Here is a 25714-nt window from a genome sequence, read left to right as displayed (position 1 = left end):
TGAAGGAGGTGCACACAGCACAAACGGCCAGATCCACAGTTGATTTGCGCCGGTCAGTCGGGTCGCGTCCGCTGCCGGCACATGAAAGGAGTGGAGTGTGACTACCGAACAGTATCACGGGCGCTTACGCCGTCTGGGCGTACGCCGGCGGCTCTCGGCGGCGTTCACCGCCGGGGTCATCGCCACCGCGGCGGTGCTCATCGCGCCGCAACCAGCCGCGGCGGACACGCCGTGGCTGAACGTCTCCGCGGACCGCTACGCCACGTTCGCCGTCCCGGCGGCGTACGTCCAGGAGAACCTGGGCACCGTCTCGCAGGTCGTCGTCGAGGGAAACTTCGGTCCGTCGGCCAGCTGGGCGGAGTTCGGTCTGACCCGTCGGGGTGACGTGTGGTCGGGTGTTCTCGGCGCGTTGGAGCCCGGGCTGTACAACTACCAGCTCACTGCCGACGACACCAAAACCATCAAGGACCCGACGAACAGCACCAGTGTCGCGTCCAACCCGCTCCTGAGCACCTTCCTCGTCGCGGGGGACTCGGCGCGGTGGCTGCTCGACGCGCCAGCCGGCACCGGCGGAAAGATCGAGACGCTGAGCTATCGGACCAGGAACGCGCAGCGCTCCGCCCTGGTCTGGACGCCACCGGGTTACGCGGCCAAGGGCCCGAAGGGATACCCGGCGCTCTTCCTGCAGTCGGGCGACGCTGTGGCCGCCACCGACTGGCTCGACCTCGGCCGATCCAAGCAGATCCTCGACAACCTCTCCGCCGCTGGCGCCATGAGCCCGATGGTGGTGGTGATCAACAACGCCGATGCCTCGGACGACAGGGAGTTGAAGGACCTCCGGAAGGCGGTCACCGACAACTACCGGGTCCTTCGCGATCCGGCGCACCAGGCGATCGCGGGTGTGTCCGACGGCGGCACGCAGGCGCTACGGGCCACGCTCACCAAGCCGGGTCAGTTCGGTCACGTCGGTTCGTTCTCGGGCACCTCGGCTCCGGAGATCGACCGCAAGGACGCTAAATCGATCAACCACAGCGTCAAGCTGCTGCGCCTGTACACCGGTAACGTCACCGATCCCGCATACAACACCACCTACCGGCTGACGAAGGCGTTGGGTCGGGCCGACGTCCGGTTCGAGTTCGACGGAGTCAACCCCGACGGTGGCGCGACCTGGACCACCTGGCAGGAGAACCTCGTCGACTTCGTGCCGCGGTTGTTCCGGCACGTGGCCGACCACGGGCCGAGCCCCGGTCACCAGCCGCTCAAGCGGGAGTTCACCCCGCCGCCGGCCGGCACCACCCCGACGCCCTTCGTCAGCGAGGACGGGTTCGTCACCTTCGAGACCACCACGGACTTCACTGACGCTCAGCACGTCACGGTCTGGGCGAACGTTGCGCCGGGCGGCAGTTGGTTGCGACTGCCGCTGGCCCGCGACGGCGACCGGTGGCGGGCGACCGTGGGCCCGCTGAAGCCCTGGTTCTACTACTACCGGCTGATCGTGGACCGGGTCGCGGTCAAGGACACCTCCAACCCGACGACTGTCACCACCGAACCGATGTGGAGCACCTTCTTCATCCCGGGGCCGGGTGCTCGACTGCTGTCGGACGTACCCGCCGGTCGTGGCGGGAAGGTCGAGAGCATGACCTACACCAGCACGGTGGCCGGCCAGGACCGGACCGCCCTGGTCTGGACCCCGCCGGGGTACGACCCCGGCCGCGCACAGCCGTACCCCGTCCTCTACCTCCAGCACGGCGGCGGCCAGAACTACACGGACTGGGTCGAGATGGGCCGCGCCAAGCAGATCCTCGACCATCAGTTCCTCGACGGCGACCTCACGCCGATGGTCGTCGTGATGGGCAACGGCAACTCGTCGAACTTCAACAGCGAGTTGCGGGAGAACATCGTTCCGACGGCCCGTGCCCGCTACAACATCTCCAGCGATCCGTCGCAGCAGGCCCTCGCCGGCCTGTCGATGGGCGGCGGACAGGCGTTCGGGGTGCTGCGGGCCTATCCGGGCGAGTTCGCCTACGTCGCCGCGTTCTCGGCCGGTTTCGGCAGCGGCACCGGTGTCGACGTGGCGGCGATCAACAACGGCACCAAGATGCTGCGCCTCTACGTCGGTGACCAGACCGACTTCGTGTACCCGAGCTTCATGGCATCGCTGACCACGTTGGACAACCTCGGTATCCGCTACGAGTTCGACGGGGTCACCCCCGGGCCGCACGGCTGGGACGTGTGGCAGAAGAACCTCATCGACCTGGCGCCCCGTCTGTTCAAGCGCTAGGAGCCTTCGCCGGCGACGCCACCGGGAGCAGGGCTTCCTGCCCCCGGTGGCGCCCGCCAGCGCATGGATGCAGTGCACCGCCATCGCCGAAGGGAACCATCTCAATGAAGAGAAGACGAATACTCGCCACGGTAGCCATGCTCGCGGCGGGGACCGGCCTCGTCGCCTGCTCCTCCGACGAGGGCGGCAGCGACGCGAGCAATTGCACGAACACCATCACCAAGCAGAACGTGCCGGTCGTGACGATGTGGGGCTGGTACCCCAACACCCAGCTCGTCGTCGACAACTTCAACAAGCAGCACGACGATGTGCAGGTCTGCTGGACCAACGTCGGCCAGGGCAGCGACGAGTACGACAAGTTCCAGACCGCCATCTCGGCGGGCACCGGCGCGCCCGACGTGATCATGGTCGAGGCGGACCGGATCCCGACCTTCCAGATCCAGGGCGCGCTCGTCGACATCAAGCAGTACGGCTTCGACGCGGTCAAGGCCAACTACGGCGAGGGCGCCTGGAAGGACGTGTCGGTCGGCGACAAGGTCTACGGCGTCCCGGTCGACGGCGGTCCGGTGGCGATGATCTACCGGAAGGACATCTTCGACAAGTACAAGATCACGCCGCCGAAGACCTGGGCCGAGTACGAGCAGGCCGCCCAGAAGGTCAAGGACGCCGGGGGCCCGCTCTTCGGTGACCTCGGCGCGAACGTCTCGGCGCTCACCATGGCGCTGCAGATCCAGAAGGGCGCCTCGCCCTTCACCTACGACCCGGCGCAGCCGAAGGCGATCGGGGTGAAGCTCAACGACCAGGCGTCCAAGGACGTGCTGGACTACTGGGGCGGCCTCGCCAAGAAGGGCCTGGTCGGTACGCAGGACCAGTTCACCCCGGAGTACATCTCCGGCGTCATCAACGGCAACTACGCGACGTACATCTCGGCGGCCTGGGCGCCCGGCTACCTCACCGGCGCCGGCGTCGGTAAGGGGCAGGACACCGGCAAGTTCGCGGTGGCGCCGCTGCCGCAGTGGGATCCGGCCAACCCGGTGCAGGTCAACTGGGGTGGGTCGGCCTTCTCGGTGACCAAGCAGGCGAAGAAGCCGGAGCTGGCCGCGAAGGTCGCCTACGGGCTCTACGCCGACAAGGAGTCGCTCACCGACGGCTGGACCAACCAGATCATCTTCCCGCTGAACCTCACGGCGCTCAAGGACCCCGCGTTCGTCGACCTGAAGGTGGCGTTCTTCAACGGCCAGCAGGCGAACAAGGAGGTCTACCTTCCCGCGGCCGAGGCATACAAGGGCGTCGCGTACGCCCCCTTCGGTCAGTACTACCTCGACGCCATGACCAAACAGGTCAGCGAGATCATCAAGGGCTCCGTCACCGGTTCGCAGGCTGCCGACCGGCTCCAGGAGGACGTGGCGAAGTACGCCAAGGAACAAGGCTTCACCGTTCAGTGACCGGATGGGTGGGCCGCGCCGACACTGGCCGGCCGGCCCACCCGCCCCCCTCAGCGTCCACGTCCCGGAGACCAAGATGACATCCCTGACCGAGAAGCGCGCACCGCGTACTCAGCCTGAGACGCGCAAGATCCGTGGCAAGGTGCACCTCCGCGAACACCTGATGGGGTGGCTCTTCGTCGGGCCGTTCGGGATCGTGTTCCTGGCGTTCCTCATCGCACCGCTGGGGTACGCGCTGTACCTCAGTCTCTTCCAGAAGAAGCTGATCGGCGGCACCAGCTTCGTTCTCTTCGACAACTACGTGAAGGCGTTCACCGACCCGAGCTTCCTGTCCGGGGCGTGGTTCGTCATCCGCTTCTCACTGGTCTCGATCCCGCTGCAGATCGTCATCGCGCTCGCGCTGGCCCTCATCCTGGACTCGGTGACCACCCTGTTCGCTCGCTTCTCCCGCCTCATGATCTTTCTTCCGTACGCGATCCCCACGGTCATCGGGGCCGTGATGTGGGGCTTCCTCTACAGCCGGGGCTTCGGCCCGCTGACCGACATCTTCGGGCTGTTCGGCGCCACCGCGCCCGACTTCCTGAGCAGCGACCTGATCTTCTACGGGCTGCTCAACGTCGTCACCTGGCAGTGGGCCGGCTACTACATGATCATCTTGTACGCGGCGTTGCAGGGCGTCGACCCGACGCTCTACGAAGCGGCCCGGATGGACGGCGCCGGGCGGTGGCAGATCGCGACGCGCATCAAGATCCCGCTGATCGCCCCCGCCCTGATCCTCATCCTGGTCTTCTCGCTCATCGGCACCCTGCAGTTCTTCAACGAACCGCAGATCCTGCGATACCTCGCCGCGGGCACGATCGGCTCGGACTTCACCCCGAACATGTACGCGTACCAACAGGCGTTCTCGCTCGCCAACTTCAACTACGGGTCGGCGATCTCCTTCGCCCTCGGCGGGCTCGTGTTCATCTGCGTGTACGCCTTCCTGTTCTTCACCCGCAAGCGGAGGAGTTTCCTCTGATGACCGACCACACCAGCGTCCGCGCCGGCGCCCGCCGACCGCAGCGCTATCTTCCCCTTCAGATCCTCCTCGGCTTCCTGGTGATCTACTTCCTCGTACCGTTCTGGTGGGTCATCGTCAACAGCTCCAAGGACGCACCGGGTCTGTTCGGCGGTGGCAACACCCTCTGGTTCACCGACCAGATCGACTACCTCGGGAACCTGCGGCAGCTCTTCACCTACGACGGTGGCATCTACCTGCGGTGGATGCTCAACTCCACGCTCTACGCCATCGCCGGCGGCGTCGGCGCCACCGTCCTGGCGGTCATGGCCGGGTACGGTTTCGCCAAGTACCGGTTCGCCGCCCGACGCTTCAGTTTCGCCGTCGTGCTCGGCGCGCTGATGGTGCCCGCCACCGCTCTGGTCATCCCGACCTTCATCATGTTCTCCCGGCTCGGCCTGACGAACACGGTCTGGGCGGTGATCCTCCCGTCGCTGCTCAACCCGTTCGGCGTCTACCTGATGCACGTGTACGCGCGTGACGCGGTGCCCGACGAACTCCTTGACGCGGCGCGGGTCGACGGCGCGGGAGAGGTACGGACGTTCCTTCAGATCGCCCTCCCGCTGATGCGTCCCGCGGTGGTCACCGTGCTGCTCCTGTCGGCCGTGGCGTCCTGGAACAACTACTTCCTGCCGCTGGCCATGCTCTCCGACAACCGGCTCTTCCCGGTCACCGTCGGTCTTGGCCTCTGGCAGGGAATCGCGTCCGCGAACAACGCGGGAACCACCTCGCTGTGGAGCCTCATCATCCTGGGCTCCCTGGTGTCCGTGATCCCGCTGATCATCGCGTTCTTCAGCCTGCAACGACACTGGCGCGGTGGCCTGTCCGTCGGAGGTCTGCGATAGGACGCGCCAACGCCGCCAGCCAATCCACCAGACGCGCATTGATCGCCGCACAGGACGCGGCCGGACGGATGACAGAGAGGTGTGCTGATGTCGACGACGAATCGACCGCTGCGCAGCGGGGAGTGGTTCGGTGCGGAAGGCCGCAACGGGTTCATCCATCGGTCCTGGATGCGCAACCAGGGGTTCGCCGACGACGTCTTTGACGGGCGCCCGGTGATCGGCATCGCCACCACCTGGTCGGAGCTGACACCCTGCAACGCCCACCTGCGCGACCTCGCCGAGTCGGTGAAGCGGGGCGTGTGGGAGAGCGGGGGCCTGCCGCTGGAGTTCCCGGCGATGAGCCTGGGCGAGCCGCTGATGCGACCCACGACAATGCTCTACCGCAACCTGCTGGCGATGGAGCTGGAGGAGTCGGTCCGGGCGAACCCGCTCGACGGGGTGGTCCTGCTCTCCGGCTGTGACAAGACCACCCCCGGCCTGCTGATGGGAGCGGCGAGCGTCGACCTGCCGACAGTGATGCTGACCGGCGGCCCGATGCTCAACGGCAAGTTCCGCGGCCAGGACATCGGCTCGGGCACCGTCGTCTGGCGCTTCACCGAGGAGATGCGGGCCGGTCGGATGACCGCGGCCGACTGCTCCGAGGCGGAGGTCGGCATGTCCCGCAGCCGAGGCCACTGCATGACCATGGGTACGGCCTCCACGATGGCCTGTGTGACCGAGGCGCTGGGCGTGCAGCTGCCGGGGGCGGCCGCCGTGCCGGCGGTCGACTCCCGGCGGTACGCGCTCGCGCACGCCGCCGGGCGCCGGATCGTCGCCATGGTCGAACAGGACCAACTGTTGTCCTCGGTGCTCACCAGGCAGGCGTTCGAGAACGCCGTCCGGGTCAACGCCGCCATCGGCGGCTCCACCAATGCGGTCGTACACCTGCTCGCGATCGCCGGACGCCTCGGCGTCCCCCTCTCGCTGGAGGACTTCGACACCCTCACCGCCGACGTGCCCATGCTCGTCAACCTCATGCCGTCGGGGAAGTACCTGATGGAGGACTTCGCCTACGCGGGCGGCCTTCCGGTGGTGATGAAGGAACTCGCCCCGCTGCTGCACATGGACCACATCACCGTCAGCGGCAGGAGCGTGGCGGAGAACGTCGACGGCGCCCAGTGCTGGAACCGGGACGTCATCGGCACCCTGGAGGAGCCGTTCCAGCCCGCCGGCTCGGGCACCGTGGTGCTGCGCGGGTCGCTCGCGCCGTCCGGGGCGGTGTTGAAGGTCTCCGCCGCCTCCGCCCACCTCCTCACGCACACCGGTCCGGCGCTCGTCTTCGACCGGATCGAGGAGTACGTCGTCGCCGCCGACGACCCGGACCTCGACGTCACCCCCGACACGGTGATCGTCGTCCGCAACGCCGGACCACGGGGTTACCCCGGCTTCCCGGAGGTGGGCAACGTGCCCATGCCACGACGGTTGCTCGCCGACGGCATCACGGACATGGTGCGGATCTCCGACGCTCGGATGAGCGGCACCGGCTACGGCACCTGCATCCTGCACGTGGCGCCGGAAGCGTCAGTGGGTGGCCCGCTCGCGCTGGTACGCACCGGCGACCTGGTCTCCGTCGACGTGTCGACGCGCCGCCTGGACCTCCTGGTCGACGACGCCGAACTGGCCCAACGCCGCACCGCCTGGCAGCCTCCGCAGCCGGTGGCCGACCGTGGTTGGGTACGGCTCTACAGCGAGCACGTCCTGCAGGCGGACAGCGGCGCGGACCTCGACTTTCTCGTCGGTGGCAGCGGCAGCGCGGTGCCCCGTCACTCACACTGACGGCCACGATCGGACGAGGCCCACGAGGAACTGATTCCATGGAAGAACGGACGGCCCGCCAGTGCGAGTTCACGCAAAGGCCGCTGTGACAGCGGCCGACCGGCCCCCGGTCATGGCCGACGTCGCTCGCCTGGCGGGCGTGTCACACCAGACGGTGTCCCGGGTCATCAACGGGGCACCCAGCATCAGGCGCGAGACGCGGGAGCGGGTCCTTGAGGCGATCCGACGACTCGACTACCGCCCCAACACGGCCGCCCGCGCGCTGGTGCGCGGACGGTCCGGGATGATCGGCATCATCGGCACGGCCAGGACGCTGTTCGGTCCGACGAGCATCCATCGCAGCGTCGAGGACGCCGCCCGCGCGGCCGGCTACTTCGCCACCTCGGTGAGCCTCTCCGAGGTGACGGTACGGGCGCTCAGCGACGCCACCGAACACCTCATGCGCGTCGGCGTGGAGGGCGTCGTGATGATCGCCGGCAACGACGAGGCTCTCGAGGTGGTGCGGATGACGCGCTCGGGTGTCCCCTTCGTCGTCGTGGAGGGCGATCTGTCCAGGGCCAGCGTGACCGTCGGCGTCGACCAGGTGCTCGGCGCCCGGATGGCCACCGAGCACCTCCTCGACCTCGGGCATCGGGAGATCGTGCATGTGAGCGGTCCGCTCAACTGGGCGGAGGCCCGCGCTCGCCTCGAAGGTTGGCGTCAGGCGATGAGTTCCGCGGGCCTACGCCCGCCGGAGCCGGTCGAGGGGGACTGGCGAGCGCACAGCGGCTACGCCGCCGGCCTGCGGATTGGTGCGATGCGCGCAACCACTGCGGTGTTCGCCGCCAACGACCAGATGGCCATCGGTGTACTGCGCGCGTTGCACGAGCGTGGGCGGCGGGTGCCACACGACGTCTCCGTCGTCGGATTCGACGACGTGCCCGAGGCGCCCTTCCTCATCCCGCCGTTGACGACGATCCAGCAGGATTTCGACGCGGTCGGCCGGCGGGCCATCACCGCCGTCACCCAGGCCATCGACGACACGGTGCCGCAGCGTCTGCCGCTGGTCGTCCCCAAGCTCGTGGTGCGGCAGAGTACGGCGCCGCCGACCACTACCTGAACAGCGACGATCTGGACCGGCTGCCCGCTGACGGGCGGGAGCCCCAGCGTGTGGCCGGGGCTCCCGCGACGTCGACGGTGTTCGTGGCGAACGAGGTGTTCAGAGGGTGAAGACGAGCGTGGAGATGCTGCGGGCGCCGACGTTGATGGTGGCCTGGCCGCCGTTCACGCTGGTCGGCTGGCTGGCCGCGTTGGCGTTCTGCGAGGTGAGGTAGTGCTCGGCCCGGCTGACGTTCTGCGGGGCCTGGATCACGGCGTTGTTGACCGCGCTGTTCGAGCGGTTGAGGATCACCAGGGTGACCTTCCCGTCCCCCTGGTAGGCCGTCACCTCCAGCGGTGACGCCTTCGAGCTCTTCGTCAGGGCGACCCGCTGGTAGCCGGGGCGGACGTACTTCGCGTACTGCGAGAAGGCGTACCCGCGCTTGAGCGGAGCGCCCGCGACGGTGCCGAACGCCGACTCGCCGTCACCGATGAAGGAGTAGTAGCGCTTGCCGTACCACCAGATGTAGGCGTTCCAGTTGGCCTCCATCGACTTGTGCACGGTGCGCATGATGTCGTCGAGGGTCTCGTTCCAGACCGCCGCGTTGGCGGGGTTGCCCCAGATGTTGGAGCCGCCACCGTCGGCGGCGTGCAGGTTCCACTCGGTCATCCACACCGGCTTGTTGTGCTGCTCCGCCAGCGAGTACGGCCGCAGCCGGCCCGACTCCTCGGTGCCGTACAGGTGACCGCCGACGTAGCCGATGTTGTTGCGGGCGGTCGAGTCGTTGAGGGTCGGATCGGTGAAGTTGTAGTTGAGGTTCACCGCCTCGGCCACCATCAGCTTGGTGTTCTGCACCTTGGTGCCCTGGTCGCGGACGAAGGTGCGCAACTCGGTGCCGCTCCAGTCCATCGAGTCGTAGTCCGGGTGCCAGTCCGGCTCGTTCTGCACCGACGTGACATCGATGGGTACGCCCTGGCCGCGCATGTACTGCACGTAGCTGTTCAGATGGTTGGCGTAGTCGTCGTAGTAGTCGGTCCTCAGCTTGCCGCCGTTGACCCGGCTGTTGTTGGTCTTCCACGCTGCTGGCGCGGTCCAGGGCGAGGCGAGGATCTTCACGTTGGACCCGTACGACTTCGCCGTCTTCAACGAGTTCACGTGCGTCGCCCACTCGCTGGATTCCGGCGACAGGCCGGTCCGCACGATTGAGAGCCCCAACTGGTTGGCACCCATCCCGACCAGCGTCTGGGTGTCCGCCGTCGACCAGGCGCTACCCCAGATCGACTGCGCGGCCCCGAAGCCGTCGACCGTCTGGTACCTGGTCGCGCTGTTCACCGTGATGTCCGCCGGCCCGTTCGGCGGCGGGGTGGTGGGCGGCGGGTCCGTCGGCGGTGGGGTTGGCTCGGTGCCACCGGTGCAGCCCACCCCGTTCAACGCGAAGATCGTCGGATCGGGGTTGCTGCCGGTCCACGAGCCGTTGAAACCGAAGGAGACGGTCCCGTTGGTCGCGATGGCCCCGTTGTAGCTGACGTTCCTGGCGGTGACTGTGGTGCCGCTCTGCGCCAGCGTCGTGTTCCAGGCCTGCGTGACGGTCTGTCCGGCGTTGTAGTTCCAGGTCAGCGTCCAACTCGTCACCGCGTCACCGAGGTTGGTGATGGCGACGTTGGCGCCGAAGCCGCCCTGCCACTGCGACGACACGCTGTACTTCACTGAACAGCCGGCGGCTGCGGCCCCCGCTGGCATCGCCACGGCGACCGCTGCGGACGCGAGCAGGACGGCACCGGCCGAGACCAGGGCGGCGTTCGTCACTCTGCTTCTTCTCATGAAACTCCTCCTGGAGTGGTGGTGGCTTCCACGCCTCGGGAGGGCTCGTCTGCGGCGAGATTCGGCGATGGTGTGGGCGGCGGAAAGATTGGGAGCGCTCCCAGGTGGTGGTTCCAGAAAGCTAATTCGTATAACGAATCCTGTCAATGCAATCGGCCTCGGCCCAGTGGTGCCGTTCACCGGCCGCAGGCGCCGCACTGCCCGCGAGTGCGCAGGTGGTAGTCGGTGGACCCGATCACCAGGCCCATCCCCATGACGAGGTACGCCGACATCGCCACCCACAGGAACGCGTCCGAGAACTCGCTGTGCGAGCCCGACGTCACCTGCACCATCCCCATGCCGAAGTAGGCAACGATGCCCGCGCCGAGCCCGAAGCCGGGCACCAGCAGCAGCGGACGAGGAATGGTGCGCCCGGCGAGCAGCGGCACCCACCCCGGCCAGACCTCACCCCAGTGGTACACAAGCGCCAGCGGCAACAGCACTCCGGCCAGCACCAGGCCGATCTCCAACCCGAGCAGGGACGCGCTCTGGTCGACGCGGTCGAACCCCACCGCGAACTGGGCCGCGAAGCGGGTCACGAGACCGCCCACAGCCGCCCACGCGGCCCAGCGCGCCCACCGCGCGGGTGCCGAGCGCCGCGTGCCCGGTCGGATCGTCCGGCAGCAGGCTTCGCAGTCGCCCCTGGTGCGCCGCTGGTAGCGCGCGGTGGCCAGGCTGAGCAGTACCGCTCCGGTGACACACCCGAGCCGGCTGACGAACGCCAGCGGGTCGAAGAACGGGCCGACGGTGAACAGCAGGAAGCCCACCAGCTCCGGCAGCAGGATCGCGGCTGCCGCGACCAGTGCTCCGGCGACCGTCCAGGCGAGCCCCGCGAGCGCCGGCCGCCAGGTCGCCACCCGGTCCAGGGCAACCGCCAGCCCGCCGGCGGCCGCGCACAACGCCACCGACCACCAGCCGGTGAAGCCGAGCAGGTCCAGCCCGAGCCGCCCGAACTCCGGAGCCTCACCGACCGTCCAGGCCAGACGCACGCCCCCGTATGCCACGGCCCAGCCGAGCACTGCGTACGTCAGGCCATGGAGGCTCCGCCCGACGATCTGTGTCGATGTCGTCATGCACCGATCCTGCCGGCGTCCCGCAGTGGACGGACCCCGCTGACAGGGGAAGGCGCTCCCTCGCGGGAGGGATCGGCCGGACCGTGCGGGCGCCGAACAGGCCGGGGGACCGCCTGCTATCCGGCGTTCCCCGCTGCCTGTTCGTGCGCCCGGTTCACGATCGCCTCCGCCTCCCGGCGGGCGGCGCTCACCGTCTTCTCGGCGTCGAGCTTCGCGGCGTTGAGGTGGTCGTCGGCCTGCTTCTCGGCGAGTTGGAGGATCTGCTCCACCCGGGTGCCCAGGCCGCTGAGTGTCGGCCTTTCCGGGCTCGACCGCTGCCGTTTCGCGACGCCCGCCGTGCCCGTCGCCGTTACGTCGCCGGCCACGTCGGCCGGCTCGTCGCGGTCGAACAGGCCGTCCCCCACCAGATCGGACTCCGCCGTACCGATCAGGGAGAGCCCAATGCCAAGCGCGGCGACCGCGACACCGAGCCAGACCGCAACCGGTCCGAGGGCTGGACCGACCGCGACGCCGACGCCCAGCCCGAAGAGGACTGCCGCGGTCTTGACCGGCTTGGCCATGGGGTCCTCCTCGCGTGGTACGGGACAAGGGCTCGCGGTTCCAGCATGGCGAGCGAGTCAAGCAGCCCGGGTCTTGTGTGGAGTGACCGGGTGTGGTGTGAATCCTCGGCCTTCTATACCGTGGCACGGTCACGGGTGGCCACTTCCTCGACCGGGCCGTCCCGTGACGACGTCGCTTACGCGTTCGACATGGGGGGTTTCGTCGTGACCATGGAATCGCCGACGACCGGCCGGCCCGAGGCTGGTGAGGCCGACGTGCAGCAGAAGATCGACACGTCGGTGCCGCATTCGGCGCGGATCTGGAACTACTGGCTCGGTGGCAAGGACAACTTCGCTGTCGACCGCGAGGCCGGGGACCAGTATCGCCAGGTCTTCCCGGGCGTCGTCGATGTGGCCCGGGCTTCCCGGCAGTTCCTGGTTCGCTCGATCATGTTCCTCGCTGCCGACGCGGGCATCCGCCAGTTCCTCGACGTCGGCACCGGGCTGCCGACCGCCAACAACACGCACGAGGTGGCCCAACGGATCGCTCCGGACGCGCGGATCGTCTACGTCGACAGCGACCCACTGGTGCTGGTGCACGCCCGCGCGTTGCTGGTTGGCACGGCCGAGGGCAGGACGGCCTACATCGACGGCGACCTGCACGACCCGGCCGCGGTCATCGCCGAGGCCGGCAAGACGCTGGACTTCGCGCAGCCGATCGGTCTCATCCTCAGCGGCGTCATGGGTCACGTGCCCGACTACGAGGCGGCCCGTTCGATCACCCGGCAGCTGGTGGCGGCACTGCCGAGCGGTAGTTACCTCTCGCTGAACGACGGCACGAGCCTGATCAGTGCCGAGATGCAGCAGGCGCAGGACGACTACAACGACAGCGGCGCGACTCCGTACACCCTGCGCTCTCCCGACGAGATCGTCGGCTTCTTCGACGGCCTGGAGCTGGTCGAGCCCGGCGTCGTGCCGTGCCCGCAGTGGCGGCCGGATGACGCGGTCGACACACCGGCCGACATCGACGCCTTCGGCGGGGTGGGCCGCAAGCGCTGACGCTGTCCTGCGGCGGCGGTAGCCACCAGGGTGGGTCGTTCCTGGTGACTACGCCGCCGCGCGGTACGGGCGGTCAGCCGGATTGGTCGGCTGGCGGAAGGACGCTCTGCACCGCCACGCACGGGTCTGTGGCGGGTGCGGCGGCGTGGATCGCTTCGGCGGCCCGGGCGGCGAGGTCGCGAAAGACCTCGCGCTGCTCCTCGGGTAACCCACCCAGCACGTGGTCCTCGGCGTGGGCGACCCGCCGCTCGGCCTCGGCGAGCGTCTGACGTCCGCGTTCGGTGGCCACGACCCGTCGGGCCCGCCGGTCCTGGGGGTCAGGCCTGCGCTCGATGAGACCGGCGTTCGCCAGGTCGTCGATGACGTAGGTCAGCACGCTGCGGTCGATGGCCAGGCGAGCGGCCAGGGCACCCTGCGTGGGCACCTCCTCGTGCACGACGACGGCCAGGATGTGGTAGCCCCGACTGCCGTGCGGCAGGTCCTTCAGCAGCTCCTCGACGCGCTCGTGCCAGCGGCGCAGCACCATGCCCAGCGACCAACCGAAGTTCGAGCCGCGCTTGCGGTCGGCCGGCAGCTCGCACGGATCGGTCACGGACATGTCCCGATGCTAGTGGCCGGTGCGTTGATCATGATCCGACATCGCGGCAGCCCAGGAATGATTGGCAACGAAGATAGGTTGTCTGACAAACGATAGGTGCAGAACATGATGGGTTGATCAAACGATCGCGTGGATGGTGAAGCAATGTCGGACTACGGGCACGAACTCCGGTTTGGGTCATTCCTGACACCCAGCGTGCACGACCCGGATCAGGTGGTGGCGCTGGCCGAGCTGACCGAGGCGGCGGGGCTGGACCTGGTCACCTTCCAGGACCACCCGTACAACGCGGAGTTCCTCGACACCTGGACCCTGCTGAGTTGGGTCGCCGCCCGCACGGAGCGGCTCCGGATCTCCGGGAACGTCCTCAGCCTGCCGCTGCGCCCGCCGGCCGTGCTGGCCCGGGCCGCGGCGAGCCTGGACCGGTTGTCGCACGGCCGTTTCGAACTGGGCCTCGGCGCCGGCGCGTTCTGGGACGGAATCGAGGGCATGGGGGCACGTCGGCTGACCGCGGGGCAGGGAGTCGCGGCCCTGCGGGAGGCGATCGACGTCCTGCGCGGCGTCTGGGACGACACCGCCACCGGACCGCTACGGCTGGACGGGGAGTACTACCCCGTACCCGGCATGCAGCGCGGCCCGAAGCCGGCACACGACATCGACATCTGGCTCGGCGCGTACCAGCCGAAGATGCTGGCCCTGACCGGCCAGAAGGCCAACGGCTGGCTGCCGACGCTGGAATACCTGCGATCTCCCGACCGGGTGACAGCCAACCGGCTCATCGACGAGGCGGCCGTCGCCGCTGGACGCGAGCCCCGGGAGATCCGACGGCTGCTCAACCTGTTCACTGTCGACGTCTCGTCGCGCAGCCGCGGCTTCCTCCAGGGGCCTGTCGAGCAGTGGGTCGACCAACTCCTTCCGCTGGTCCTCGAGGAGGGGTTCAGCACCTTCCTGATCGGGCGCGACGACCCACGCCTCATTCAGACCCTCGGACAGGAGATCGCCCCCGCGCTGCGGGAGGCGGTCGCCAAGGAGCGCAACGGGGGCGAGGTCGGCACCGGGCCGGTCCGCACGACCGTCGCGCTGGCCGAGCGGCACCCCGGCCTCGACTACGAAGCGCTGCCGCCGTCGCTGGCCGCCAGGTCCGTCGAGCCCGGTGACCAGGAGTACGAGCGGGTACGCCACACCTACAGCTGGCACGGCTCGCCGGCCCTGGTGATCCGTCCGCAGAACGCCGCCGAGGTGGTCGACGCCGTGTCGTACGCCCGGACGCAGGATGTCCCGCTGTCGGTGCGCAGCGGCGGGCACGGCATCAGCGGCCGGTCGACGAACGACGGGGGAGTCGTCATCGACATGTCGAGGATGAACAAGGTCGAGGTGCTCGACCGGGCGACCCGTCGGGTGCGGCTGGAACCGGGTGCCCGGTGGGGCGACGTGGCCCAGACGCTCGCCCCGTACGGCCTGGCCATGAGTTCGGGCGACTACGGAGACGTGGGCGTCGGTGGTCTCGCCACCACCGCCGGCGTCGGATACCTGGCGCGCAGGCACGGCCTGACCATCGACCACGTCGTCGCCGCCGAGATCGTCACCGCGGATGGCCGTCTGCTCCGCGTCGACGACGAGCATCACCCCGAACTGTTCTGGGCCGTCCGCGGCGCCGGTGGAAACTTCGGTGTGATCACCGCGCTGGAGCTGGAGGCGTACGAGGTCGACAAGGTCGTCTACGCCCAACTCGTCGCGGACGCGACCGACACCGCCGGACTGCTGCGGCGGTGGGGCCAACTGGTCGAGGACGCGCCACGGGAGCTGACGAGCTTCCTCTCCCTCTTTCCCGGCCGCCGTGGCAACCCCCCGGCTGCCCAGGTCACCCTCGTCTACGCCGGTGACGATGTCGAGGCGGCGCAGTCCGCCCTGAGCCCGTTCATGGAGATCGGGCCGATCCTCGACCAGCAGGCGCAGCTCGTGCCGTACCCGGCGATCGTCGCGCCGCCGGGCAACCAGCATCGGGGGCAGGGGCTGAGGGACACCCGCAGCGGTCTGTTGCACCACGTCACACCGCAGGCGGCCGACCTGATGGAAAACATGATCCAATCCGGCGATGTGATGATCATGCAGTTGCGATCCGTCGGTGGGGCGGTCAACGACGTCGCCCGCGACGCGACCGCCTACCCGCACCGGGAGCAGAACTTCTCGGTACTCGCCGCCACGGTCCCGGACCGCCGGCCCCAACTCGACAAACTGTGGGCCGAGCTGTACCCGTACCTCGACGGCCTGTATCTCAGCTTCGAGAGCGACACCAATCCGGCTCGACTGCTGGATGCCTGGCCCGAGCCCACTCTCGGCCGGCTGCGCGCCATCAAGGCCAGCTACGACCCGGACAACGTCTTCAACCGGAACTTCCCCATCCCACCGGCTGAGCCCCTCGGCTAGAGGGCGCCGGACAGGTAGTCGCGGCGACGCTGCGGTTCGAACTTCTCGATCGCGTACCGCAGCATGACCCGTGGCATGACCCGGTAGCGGCGGACGAGGAACTCCTCCTCCGCCGCTCTGTCCCGGTTGCCCACCTCGCGCAGCATCCAGCCCACCGCCTTACGGACGAGGTCGTGCGGGTCGCGCAGGAGCCGGTCGCCGAGTCGGAAGGTCCACTCGAAGTCACCGGCCCTGATGAAGGCGAAGGTCGCCATGATGGCAATGCGCCGCTCCCACACGAGGCTCGACTCGGCCAACCGATCCAGGACGCTCCGGTCCCGGTCGAGCAGCCAGGGGCCGACGATGTACGGCGCGGACGAATCCACCAGGTCCCAGTTGTTGATGCTGTCGGTGTTGGCCAGGATGGTGTCGAAGACAAGATCCCGCTCCTGCTCGTCGCCCCTGGCGAACTTCCGCACCAGGATGAACAGCGCGGTCAACCGCTCCTCGTGCGCGCCTTCGATGAGCAGCTTCGTCGTCTCGGCCAGCGAGAGGTCGCGCCAGAACCGGGCGGCCACCGTGCGCTGGTCGGGCACGGAGACACCGAGGGCCCTGTCGCCCTCGCCGTACCCACCGGGGACCATCTGGAGGAACCGGCTCGACGCCTCGGCTCGACGTGGATCGGCGAGGCTGGCGAGTGCCCGACGCACGTCGACGCTGGTGGCCATGACCGTCGACGCTACCGGGGGTCAACCCGCGCGGCGTAGGCGTCCGAGCATTCCGTTGAGGTCCTGGACGAACAGGTCGTGGCGGAAGAAGTGCCCACCCGGCACCTCGCGCCACTCGTGTGGGATGCCGGCTCGGGCGAGTGCCCCGCGGAACTCGCGCTGACCGGCGAGCACCTGGGTCTCGTTGACGGTGTCGAACCAGTTGATCGGGTCGGGGGAGGTCCCGGCCGCCAGGAAGATCCGCTTGTTCTGGAAACTCGGGATGCGTTGCACCGGGTTGTCGGCGGTGACCCGTGCCTCGTCCCAGAGCGGGATCCCGTAGACGGTGCCCCCACCCAGGTCCAGCGCGGCGGAGGTGGCATTCGCCCAGTGCACGACCAGTCCGAAGTCTCGGCGGAGACTGGCCGGCCCGGAGTGCGAGCTGACCGAGCAGAAGTGGCCGTAGTACTTGGCCGCGTACTTCAGCGCACCGAAGCCGCCCATCGAGAAGCCGGCCACCGCACGCCCGTTGTACTCGGCGAAGGTACGGAAGTTCGCGTCGACCCATGGCAGCAGTTGGGCGATGTGGAACGTCTCCCAGTTGCGGGGTCCGACGAAGCTGGTCACCGGATTGCAGTACCAGCCGGTCGACGCGTCCGGCATGACGACGATGACCTCCCGGCCAGCGGTCAGACCGACGATGTTGTCCTGTAGGTGGAAGGTGCGGAAGTCGGCGTTGCCGCCGTGCAGCAGGTACAGCACCGGATACCGCTTGCCGCTGGTGTGGTAGCCGTCGGGCAGCAGCACGTTGACGCCCGGGTCCCACTCGATGGCGTCGGTGGCGAAGCGGTAGTACTGCAGCCGGCCGCCGTTCTCGTTGCGGTCGACGATGCGCAGGCCGTACCCGTCACCGGCGGCCTGGGCGGCGGACGACCCGGCGAGGGCGCCGCCGAACAGCCCGGCGGCGGCCGCCGCTGCCGAGCCACCGATCAGCCGGCGCCGGCTGATCGACGAGGGCGTGGGTACGTCGAGCATTGGAGTCTCCCTGCGTCAGAAGGTGGTTTCGCCGTTGAGGCCGAAGAAGTCGTGCCATTTGGTGGCGCCGAGGAAGCTGGTGCCGGTGGAGAGGCCGACGTGGACGTCGTTGAAGCTGCCCTTGGTGAAGGCGACGATGTCGTCCTTGCCGTCGCCGTTGTAGTCACCCAGGTAGGGGAACTCGCCGGGCAGGCAGAAGAGGTCGTTCCACTTGACGGTGGTGCCGACGAACGAGGTGCCGGTGGAGACGGCGGCGTAGACGTCGGCGTCGGCGTTGCAGGTGAACGTGACGATGTCGTCGCGGCCGTCGCCGTTGATGTCGCCGACGCGGGGTTGTTCGGTGCCGACCGCGAACAGGTCGTGCCACTTCTGGGGCGCGCCAAATCCGCTTCCGGTGGAGAGGGAGACGATCACGTCGCTCGCCGTGAGCGGCCCCTGGGTGAAGGTGATGATGTCGTCGCGGCCGTCACCGTTGACATCACCGAGGGCGGGGAACTCGCCGGGGATGGAGAAGTAGTCGTGCCACTTGAGGCCGGGGCCGAAGCCGGTGCCGGTGGAGAGCGCCACGTACACGTCGGCGTTCGTGTCGTGGGTGAACGCGATGATGTCGTCGCGTCCGTCGCCGTTGACGTCGCCGACCGCACCGACCTCCGCGCCGGGCGCGAACCAGTCATGCCACTTCAGGCCACCGCCGAAGCTGGTGCCGGTGGAGAGGGCCACGTACACGTCGGCAAGGGTGCCGTGGGTGAACGCGACGACGTCGTCCTTGCCGTCGCCGTTGACGTCGCCACTGAGCAGGGTCTCCCCGTTGAGGCCGAAGAAGTCGTTCCACTTGACGGACGTACCGGCGAACGCGCTGCCGGTGGAGGTGGCCACGTAGACGTCGTTGAGGCTGCCCTGCGTGAAGCTCACGACGTCGTCACGGCCGTCGCCGGTGAAGTCGGTCGGTGACCCCGCCAGGTACCGGCCTCCCGAGCCGCCGGCGTTGACCAGGGAGATGTAGTAGTTCCAGTTCCAGTTCGGCCCGGGGTCGGTGTGGTCGTTGCCGGGCAGTTCGTTGTGTCCCTTGATCGACGCACGGGTCTTCGGCAGCCCGTACTTGTCGCAGAGGTAGCGGGTCAGCGCGGCGGACGACCGGTACATGGCGTCGGTGAACCAGGCCGGATTGTCCACGAAGCCCTCGTGCTCGATGCCCACCGCGTACGGATTGGCCGAGCGTGCGTGGTAGGCCGTGTCGCCCTCGCGCACCATCTGGGTGATCTCGCCGTTGCTCGACTTCACCACGTAGTGCGCGCTCACCCCCGCCGACGGGTTCTGGAACCAGCTCACCGTGCCGGCGTACGACCCCTGGGTCACGTGCACCACAACAGTGGTTATCCGCGCCGATCGGCCGGCCTGGTAGTTGCCGCCGTAGGCGGACACCCACCGGGCCGGCGCGTACTCCGGCACGGCCGCCGCGACGTTCGCACCGGCGGCGCCCGCGGGGGTGACCCCCGCGTAGCGGCCGAGTTCGGGTCGGAGCGGTCGCGGCGCGACCCGTATCGGCCCGGCGGTGATTCCGGTACGCAGCAGGTCGTAGACGTGGTCGGCGTAGAGCCGGGCGGTCGACGCGTCGACGGCGGCGCTGTAGCGCGCCACCACCGGATACCAGGCGGAGAGCCGGTCACGTGCCCCGCCGGTCAGCCCTTCGTCGTCGGCCAAATCGCGGAGCACCGCCGCGCCGCCGCGGATGTTGGCGGAGGGGACCGAGCGCAGGCGGTCGACCGGTTCGCCGGTGAGCGCGGCCGCCCGCTCCAGGCTGTGCTGGGTGGGGTTGCTGACCAGGTGCATGACCCCGTACCCGTTGGCCTGACTGGGCAGACCACCGTGCCCGTCCAACCGGGACTCACCGTAGGCGACGGCGACCAGCAGGTCCCGGGGCACGTCGAACTGGGCGGCGGCCCGGGTGAAGTCAGCGGCGAGCGAGCCGGATGCCGCTTGTCCGGCCGCGTCGGCCGGCGCGACCGCCACCTGACCGGCCAGCGCCGCCGCCAGGAAGAGGGTGCACGTTCGCCCGGTCAGTCGCATGAGAACTCCAATCCGCTGATCACAGCGTCATCTCGCCGTTGAGGCCGAAGAAGTCGTGCCATCGGGTGGTGCCGAGGAAGCCGGTGCCGGTGGAGAGCGCGACGTGGACATCGTTGGTGGCGCCCTTGGTGAAGACGATGAGGTCGTCAGTGCCGTCGCCGTTGACGTCGCCGAGGTAGGGAAACTCGCCGGCCAGGCAGAAGAAGTCGTGCCACTTCACCGTGGTCCCGGCGAAGCCGGTGCCGGTGGAGGTGGCGACGTACACGTCGGCGTTGGGATCGCAGGTGAAGGTGACGATGTCGTCTCTGCCGTCGCCGTTGACGTCACCGACCCGGGGTAGTTCGGCGCCGACGGCGAACAGGTCGTGCCACTTCTGAGCGGCGCCGAAGGAGCTGCCGTTCGACAGGGCGACGACGACGTCGCTGGCGGTGGCGGGGCCCTGGGTGAAGGTGATGAGGTCGTCGCGCCCGTCGCCGTTGACGTCGCCGAGCGCGGGGAACTCGCCGAACGGGCTGAAGAACTCGTGCCACTTGAGGCCGGCGCCGAAACCGGTGCCGGTGGAGAGCGCGACGTACACGTCGCCGGCGGGGTTGTGGGTGAACGCCACGATGTCGTCGCGCCCGTCGCCGTTGACATCGCCGACCGCGCCGATCTCCGCGCCGGGCGCGAACCAGTCGTGCCACTTGAGGCCAGCACCGAACGAGGTGCCGGTGGAGAGCGCGACGTAGACGTCGCCGGTGTTGCTGTGGGCGAAGGTGACGACGTCGTCTCTGCCGTCGCCGTTGACGTCGCCGGTGGAGGCGGTCTCGCCACCGAGGGAGAAGAAGTCGTTCCACTTCGCCGAGGTGCCGGTGTAGGAGCCGCCGGTGGACGTGCCCACGTAGACGTCGGCGAGGGCGTTCTGGGTGAAGGTGACGATGTCGTCCCGGCCGTCGCCGGTCACGTCAGTGGGGGATCCACCGGCGATGGCGTGGGTGCGGGCCGCCTCGTTGAGCTGGGCCCGGGCGGTGGGGGCCGCCTGGTCGTACCGGTCGGGGAAGCCGGACCGTTGGACGCACTGGGCGACCTGGCCCGCGCTGTATCCGGGGTTGTCGCGGTCGCAGACGATGGCCCGGGTGACGTACTGGGTGCTGGCGTAGACCGGGTCCATTATCTGCTCCGGAGTGCCCCACCCGTAGTCCCAGCGCTGCTGGAACACCCCGAGCGACGACTTGTCGCCACACGGCAGGTTGTTCATGTGTGACTCGACCCAGCCCGCCTCGAAGGCGGACAGCGTCACCTTGTCGTTGGCGCTGTAGGCCCGGGCGACCCGGTAGACGACCAGGGTCACCGCCGGGTCGCGGTTGGCGGGGATGGAGGGGCAGGCCAGGGTGCCGACCGGGTCCGCGTGCGCCGGCGAGGCCGGGACCGTCGTGCCGGCGACGCCGAGGGCCATCAGCAGGGCCAGGAGAGTACGTCTCACGCTGCTCCTCGTCGGGTCGGGGATGGTCGACTGATGGCGTCACGAGACCGCCACCGACCGGGGACCGATTGCTGAGAGTTTCTTCAGGGCGCTGATGGCTGTCAATGTTCTATGAAGAATTCCTTCAATGCATCGTTCAAGGCGGGCAGGTATTGACAGCGGTTGTCGTCGGCGGGTTTACTCGCCCGCAACCGCTGTCCAATCACCGCGGCGGAGCCATGACGAGTGCGACAGGAGAGGGCAGCCATGGGCGTACGTCGTCGCTCGTTGCTCGGCCGCGCCGCCGCGATCGGAGCCGCCAGCGCGGTCGGTTCCGTCGGCGCGATCCTGACCACTGCCGCTTTGGCCCAGGCGGCGGTGTGGAAGAAGCGGCTGACCGGTGCGGACCTGGACACCAGCAGCCGGTGGCGGGTGGCCGGCACCGATCTGGGCATCCCCTACGTGCTGGAGAACGGATCGATCGGCTACCTCTTCGGCGACACCTTCGACACGCCGTGGCCCGAGGGCCCGCCCCTGCCGAACGACTGGCGGTCGCCGGTCATGTTGCGCTCCGCCGTCCACCCCGGCGCGCCCGGCGGAATCGTCTTCGACAGCGCCGCACGCGTCGTCGGCAACGGACGGGCCCCGGAGCTGATGCACAACGGCCACCACGGCATCGGCATCGACGGTCTTCCCGAGGTGACCGTCATCCCCAACGACGGCATCAGCTTTCCGGAGACCGGTCGGCAGCTGATCTCCTACATGAGCATCGAGAACTGGAACTCCGCCGGCCCGGCCGGGCCGCAGTGGAAGTCCCGCTACGCGGGGCTGGCCTTCTCCGACAACGGCAACGAGTTCATCCGTACGCCGCTGAAGTGGTGGAACAGCCCGGACAACAAGGACCCGTTCCAGATGTGGACCATGCAGCGCGACGGCGAGTACGTCTACGTCTTCTCGGTCCGGTCGGGGCGGCAGGACGGTCCGATGATGCTGCGACGCGTCCGGTGGGACCGGCTGTTCTACCCCGAGTCGTACGAGGGCTGGGGCTGGAACGGCGCCAACTGGGGCTGGGGGAGACCCTGCACACCCATCCTCACCGGCCGCTTCGGCGAGCCATCGGTGCGCCGGCTGGCCGACGGGACCTGGGTGATGTCCTACCTCAACTGCCAGAACGGGTGTCTGGTCACCCGTACCGCGTCCGGACCCGACCGGGCCTGGACGGGGGAGAAGATTCAGCTGACGGGCTGGCAGGAGCCCGCGCTCTACGGGGGGTTCATCCATCCCTGGTCCAGCCGGAACGCCGACGACCTGCACCTGATGGTCTCGAAGTGGACCCGCACCCCGGACGGCCGCAGCACCGCCTACCACGTCAGCCAGTTCACCGGCTCGGTGTGACGGGCCACTGACCGACAGTCGTCGTGGCCCGACTTTCGCGACCCCGACCCGCTGGAGCTGATCTGCGCAAACGCGGGCCGCGATGTCCTCAGCAGGGTGTGAGTGGGTGAATCAGGGGGTAGGAGCACTGTTGCTGACGACCGCCCCGGGGCGGGGCTGCCGAGCATCCGACGTGATGCCGGCCGCGCCGGAATCTTCCATTCCGGCGGACGCCGATCGAGGAGGGCGTACTGCGATGACGCAGCCGACGATGGATCCGACCGACGCTTTGGCGGAGCTGGGCCGGGTCAGACTCGACGAGGTCAGCCTCGACGACATGCTGCGCCGGATCGCCGAACTCGCCAAGGGGAGCATTCCCGGGACGAGAGAGGTGACTGTCACTCTGGTGCGGGGTCGGGTCGGTTGGACCGGGGCGTTCACCGGCGAGCTGGCCCGTGAGCTGGACGAGTGGCAGTACCAGCAGCACCGGGGCCCCTGCCTGGACGCCTCCGCCAGCGGTGACACCATCTCCGTGCCGGACATGGCCGCCGAAGAACGCTGGCCGGCATGGGCGGAGAGGGCTCGCGACGCCGGGGTGAAGAGTTCCCTCTCCATCGGGCTTCCCATCCAGGGGTCGGTGGTCGGTGCGCTCAACGTCTACAGCGATTCGCCGAACGCGTTCGATCCGTCCTCGATCGTCAACGCGGAGGGCTTCGCCGCGTACGCGGCGGTGGCACTGGCCAACGCGCACCTGTACGAGAACGCCGCCACGCTGGCGGCGCAGATGCAGGAAGCGATGCGGAGTCGGGCGGTGATCGAGCAGGCCAAAGGGATCATCATGGGGAGCCGACGGTGCTCGTCGGAGGAGGCGTTCGCGCTGCTGTCGAAGATCTCCCAGGACACCAACCGGAAGGTGCGCGAGGTCGCGGAGGCCCTGGTCGCCCAGGCGGTGGGAAAGACTCAGGGGTGAGTGCAGCCCCAACTGCGCTGCTACGCCGACCGGGCCGCCCGCACGAGGCGGGCGACCCTGTCGACAGATGGCGCCAGACGGGTCACCGCGCGGCTGAATCCAGTCAGCTCTCCGAAGGCTTGCGCACCGCGTCGCGTACCCGGTCGATGACCGCCAGCACCGGCCCGGCGGCCAGGTTGCCCTTCGCGGACTGGGCGCTGGGATGTGGCCGCGTCGGCGCGGACGCCTCCGCCGCCCGGACAGCCGTGGCGAGGCTGCGAAGCCGGTCGACCGGAACGTGCTGGCGGAGCTGGGGGAACTCGTAGCGCTCCTCGTGTCGGGCGTGCAGGAGCACTGCGTCGCGCAGCAGGACGATGCCGGTGTCGAAGCCGTCGGCGTCCACGCCACCCTCGATCAAGGTTTGCAGGGTCTCCTTCGCCTGCCGCTCCTCGTCGAGCCGGTCGTCGACCATCGCGTCACCACCCCCACCGGGCAGCGTCCGGGCGAGCGGGTGGACGACCTCCTCCTCGGCGGTCTCGTGCGCGGCGAGGAGCTTGACCAGATCGTCGAAGGCGTCGCGTCGGGTGTCGCCGGTGCCGCCGATGACCAGCAGGAAGAGCTGCTCGATCTGGGCGTGCTGGGCGAGCAGCAGGTCGACCACATCCTCCTCGGGCCCCGGGGTGGCCGGGGTGGCGGTGTCAGGCATGGCTGCCTCCTTCGGCGCGCAGCGTCTCGATCGGGTGCGGGCCCTCGGTCTCGATGCGGTACTCGTCGCCGAAGCGGTCCCGGTGCATGTCGATGACCTGTTCGCTCGGCGGCTGCCGGCCGTCGTGCAGTTGCTGCTGCATCCACTCGAAGCGCTCGTGGGCCTCGCGGACGTAGCCCTCGCCGAGCTTCGTCACGTCGATCTGGGTGGCCAGCAGGTGGCGCAGGTAGTCCTTGTTGGGCTCGAAGGTCAGCGGCTCGGGAAGGCCGACACTGCCGACGACCTCCTCCGGTTCCCGTCCGTCGTGCCGACGCAGCAGGTCGGCGGCCTGCTGGAGGTGGGCCAGCTCCATCTGCAGGTGCAGCTCCCAGACCGCCTTGATCCGGGGGTCGCTCTCCTGTTGCAGGAAGGAGTAGTAGAGCCAGCACTCGTTGTACTCGTGGGTGAGCAGCCGCTCCCACCAGTTCTCACCCGGGTCAAGCAGCGACTCGTAATGGGTGACGTGCTCCTGCTCGATCATGCTGATTTCCTGGTAGAGCTGGCGCGCGATCGGTTCCATGTACTGCGGGCCGACGTTCATGTAGTAGAACATCACCTGCTGCTCGGCTGACAGGATCGTCAACGCGTGCAGCTTCGAGCGCGGGTCCACCGAGTTGCGGTCGTACGGGGTGCGAACCTCGTCGAAGGGATGCCGGTGCTCCTGGACCGTCGGTCGGCCGGGCATGACCTCGGTGAGCCCGTCGACGATCTTCTCCGCCTTGCGTCGCTCGACCATCTCGTAGAGGTTGGCGTAGCGGTACAGGTGGTCGAAGTCCTCCAGCACACCGAACTCGTACGCCTGCTTGAGGTAGGGGTCGGGTTCGTGCCGGGCCACCCAGGCGGTGAGGTCGACGGCCACCTGCTCGTAACCGAGCGTCGTCTCCAGCACGCTGGCGACGCCGGGAAGCAGCCAGTTCACCACCCGCTGTTGCTGGTTCTCCAGGTACCGGACGTAGGCGAGCTGCCGGCGGACCTCCTGGTCAGGGCAGTTCCGGGCGAACTGGTGCTGAAAGTTGATCGCCTCGATCTCGATGCCGTTCATCGTGATGATCCGGCATCGCGTGTACGGGTCCACCGCCTCCGGGTCGATCGGATCGACGCTCAGTTCACGCCAGTTGCGGATCTGGTTCTCGAGAGGGATTCCTTTGTGGTCGAGCGGATTGAACATGCCTCTCCTTCAATGGGGGGATGGTGGCCGTGCCGCCTGGGGTTGAGCGGCGACGGGAGGGGCCGAATGGCTGACGTGTCTGCGCCCCGCGGCGGGGACGTCGCGGAGCCACGGCAGGACGGACCACTGGAGGGCGCATGTCTTGACCCGATTGGGCCGGTACCCGCCGCGAACG

The 25714-nt window shown here is 68.7% G+C and carries 20 protein-coding genes; 10 read left to right on the top strand and 10 right to left on the bottom strand.

What is annotated here, in order from left to right; genetic code table 11:
- Positions 1–97 precede the first annotated feature (97 nt).
- From GUI43_RS00170 to GUI43_RS00145, 6 genes are all read left to right on the top strand, one after another.
- Positions 98–2281, top strand: a complete 2184-nt coding sequence (locus tag GUI43_RS00170; protein WP_112697321.1) for an alpha/beta hydrolase-fold protein — start codon at positions 98–100, stop codon at positions 2279–2281.
- 104 nt (positions 2282–2385) lie between these two features.
- The gene (locus GUI43_RS00165) at positions 2386–3726 is read left to right on the top strand and encodes an ABC transporter substrate-binding protein (protein WP_112588730.1); all 1341 of its coding nucleotides are present in this window, start codon (positions 2386–2388) and stop codon (positions 3724–3726) included.
- A gap of 76 nt (positions 3727–3802) precedes the next feature.
- Positions 3803–4744, top strand: a complete 942-nt coding sequence (locus tag GUI43_RS00160) for a carbohydrate ABC transporter permease (protein WP_112589083.1) — start codon at positions 3803–3805, stop codon at positions 4742–4744.
- Positions 4744–5628, top strand: coding sequence for a carbohydrate ABC transporter permease (locus tag GUI43_RS00155; RefSeq protein WP_112697319.1), 885 nt, complete (start codon positions 4744–4746; stop codon positions 5626–5628). Before GUI43_RS00160 ends, GUI43_RS00155 begins: the two co-directional genes overlap by 1 nt.
- An 87-nt stretch (positions 5629–5715) precedes the next feature.
- The gene (locus GUI43_RS00150; RefSeq protein WP_112603168.1) at positions 5716–7443 is read left to right on the top strand and encodes an IlvD/Edd family dehydratase; all 1728 of its coding nucleotides are present in this window, start codon (positions 5716–5718) and stop codon (positions 7441–7443) included.
- Between the two features lie 112 nt (positions 7444–7555).
- Complete coding sequence (locus GUI43_RS00145) at positions 7556–8542, top strand: LacI family DNA-binding transcriptional regulator (protein ID WP_112589087.1); 987 nt, start codon at positions 7556–7558, stop codon at positions 8540–8542.
- A 99-nt stretch (positions 8543–8641) separates the two neighbouring features.
- On the opposite strand, the gene GUI43_RS00140 is transcribed toward GUI43_RS00145, so the two are convergent.
- The 3 genes from GUI43_RS00140 to GUI43_RS35055 all read right to left on the bottom strand — a co-directional run bounded on the left by GUI43_RS00140 (position 8642) and on the right by GUI43_RS35055 (position 12014).
- The gene (locus tag GUI43_RS00140) at positions 8642–10342 is read right to left on the bottom strand and encodes a cellulose binding domain-containing protein (RefSeq protein WP_112697317.1); all 1701 of its coding nucleotides are present in this window, start codon (positions 10340–10342) and stop codon (positions 8642–8644) included.
- Positions 10343–10518: 176 nt separating this feature from the next.
- Positions 10519–11454 (bottom strand): hypothetical protein, encoded by a 936-nt coding sequence (locus GUI43_RS00135; protein ID WP_146765833.1) that lies wholly within the window; start codon positions 11452–11454, stop codon positions 10519–10521.
- A gap of 116 nt (positions 11455–11570) precedes the next feature.
- Positions 11571–12014, bottom strand: a complete 444-nt coding sequence (locus GUI43_RS35055) for a V-type ATP synthase subunit E family protein (protein WP_112603079.1) — start codon at positions 12012–12014, stop codon at positions 11571–11573.
- 210 nt (positions 12015–12224) lie between these two features.
- On the opposite strand from GUI43_RS35055, the gene GUI43_RS00125 reads away from it, so the two are divergent.
- Positions 12225–13052, top strand: a complete 828-nt coding sequence (locus GUI43_RS00125; RefSeq protein ID WP_112589089.1) for an SAM-dependent methyltransferase — start codon at positions 12225–12227, stop codon at positions 13050–13052.
- Positions 13053–13125: 73 nt separating this feature from the next.
- Here GUI43_RS00125 and GUI43_RS00120 read toward each other — a convergent pair whose 3' ends face one another.
- Complete coding sequence (locus GUI43_RS00120) at positions 13126–13650, bottom strand: MarR family winged helix-turn-helix transcriptional regulator (protein WP_112588738.1); 525 nt, start codon at positions 13648–13650, stop codon at positions 13126–13128.
- 144 nt (positions 13651–13794) lie between these two features.
- Between GUI43_RS00120 and GUI43_RS00115 the strand changes: the two genes are divergently transcribed.
- A complete protein-coding gene (locus GUI43_RS00115) occupies positions 13795–16074 on the top strand; it encodes an LLM class flavin-dependent oxidoreductase (protein WP_112697313.1) in 2280 nt (759 codons plus the stop codon).
- Here GUI43_RS00115 and GUI43_RS00110 read toward each other — a convergent pair.
- The 4 genes from GUI43_RS00110 to GUI43_RS00095 are packed head-to-tail and all read right to left on the bottom strand — an operon-like array spanning position 16071 to position 21324.
- A complete protein-coding gene (locus GUI43_RS00110; protein ID WP_112697311.1) occupies positions 16071–16781 on the bottom strand; it encodes a DNA alkylation repair protein in 711 nt (236 codons plus the stop codon). The genes GUI43_RS00115 and GUI43_RS00110 overlap by 4 nt on opposite strands.
- Positions 16782–16802: 21 nt before the next feature.
- A complete protein-coding gene (locus tag GUI43_RS00105) occupies positions 16803–17795 on the bottom strand; it encodes an alpha/beta hydrolase (RefSeq protein WP_112697309.1) in 993 nt (330 codons plus the stop codon).
- A 15-nt stretch (positions 17796–17810) separates the two neighbouring features.
- Entirely contained in the window at positions 17811–19862 is a 2052-nt protein-coding gene (locus GUI43_RS00100; protein WP_112697307.1) for an N-acetylmuramoyl-L-alanine amidase, read from the bottom strand.
- A gap of 19 nt (positions 19863–19881) precedes the next feature.
- Positions 19882–21324 carry an FG-GAP repeat domain-containing protein gene (locus GUI43_RS00095; RefSeq protein WP_112697305.1) on the bottom strand — a complete coding sequence of 481 codons (1443 nt, stop codon included), beginning with the start codon at positions 21322–21324 and terminating at the stop codon, positions 19882–19884.
- A 246-nt stretch (positions 21325–21570) separates the two neighbouring features.
- Between GUI43_RS00095 and GUI43_RS00090 the strand changes: the two genes are divergently transcribed.
- Together GUI43_RS00090 and GUI43_RS00085 are read left to right on the top strand one after the other, a co-directional pair.
- A complete protein-coding gene (locus GUI43_RS00090; RefSeq protein WP_112697303.1) occupies positions 21571–22698 on the top strand; it encodes a glycoside hydrolase family 183 protein in 1128 nt (375 codons plus the stop codon).
- Between the two features lie 235 nt (positions 22699–22933).
- Positions 22934–23647, top strand: coding sequence for a GAF and ANTAR domain-containing protein (locus GUI43_RS00085; RefSeq protein WP_112588752.1), 714 nt, complete (start codon positions 22934–22936; stop codon positions 23645–23647).
- 103 nt (positions 23648–23750) lie between these two features.
- On the opposite strand, the gene GUI43_RS00080 is transcribed toward GUI43_RS00085, so the two are convergent.
- Both GUI43_RS00080 and GUI43_RS00075 read right to left on the bottom strand, forming a co-directional pair.
- A complete protein-coding gene (locus tag GUI43_RS00080) occupies positions 23751–24332 on the bottom strand; it encodes a hemerythrin domain-containing protein (protein ID WP_112603069.1) in 582 nt (193 codons plus the stop codon).
- Positions 24325–25539, bottom strand: a complete 1215-nt coding sequence (locus tag GUI43_RS00075) for a hypothetical protein (RefSeq protein ID WP_112697301.1) — start codon at positions 25537–25539, stop codon at positions 24325–24327. The genes GUI43_RS00080 and GUI43_RS00075 overlap by 8 nt, the downstream gene beginning before the upstream one ends.
- Between the last annotated feature and the right edge of the window lie 175 nt (positions 25540–25714).

Source organism: Micromonospora noduli (assembly GCF_003264365.1).
In the GTDB taxonomy this organism is placed as follows: Bacteria; Actinomycetota; Actinomycetes; order Mycobacteriales; family Micromonosporaceae; genus Micromonospora; species Micromonospora noduli.
This window is presented reverse-complemented; position numbering and strand designations above follow the sequence as displayed.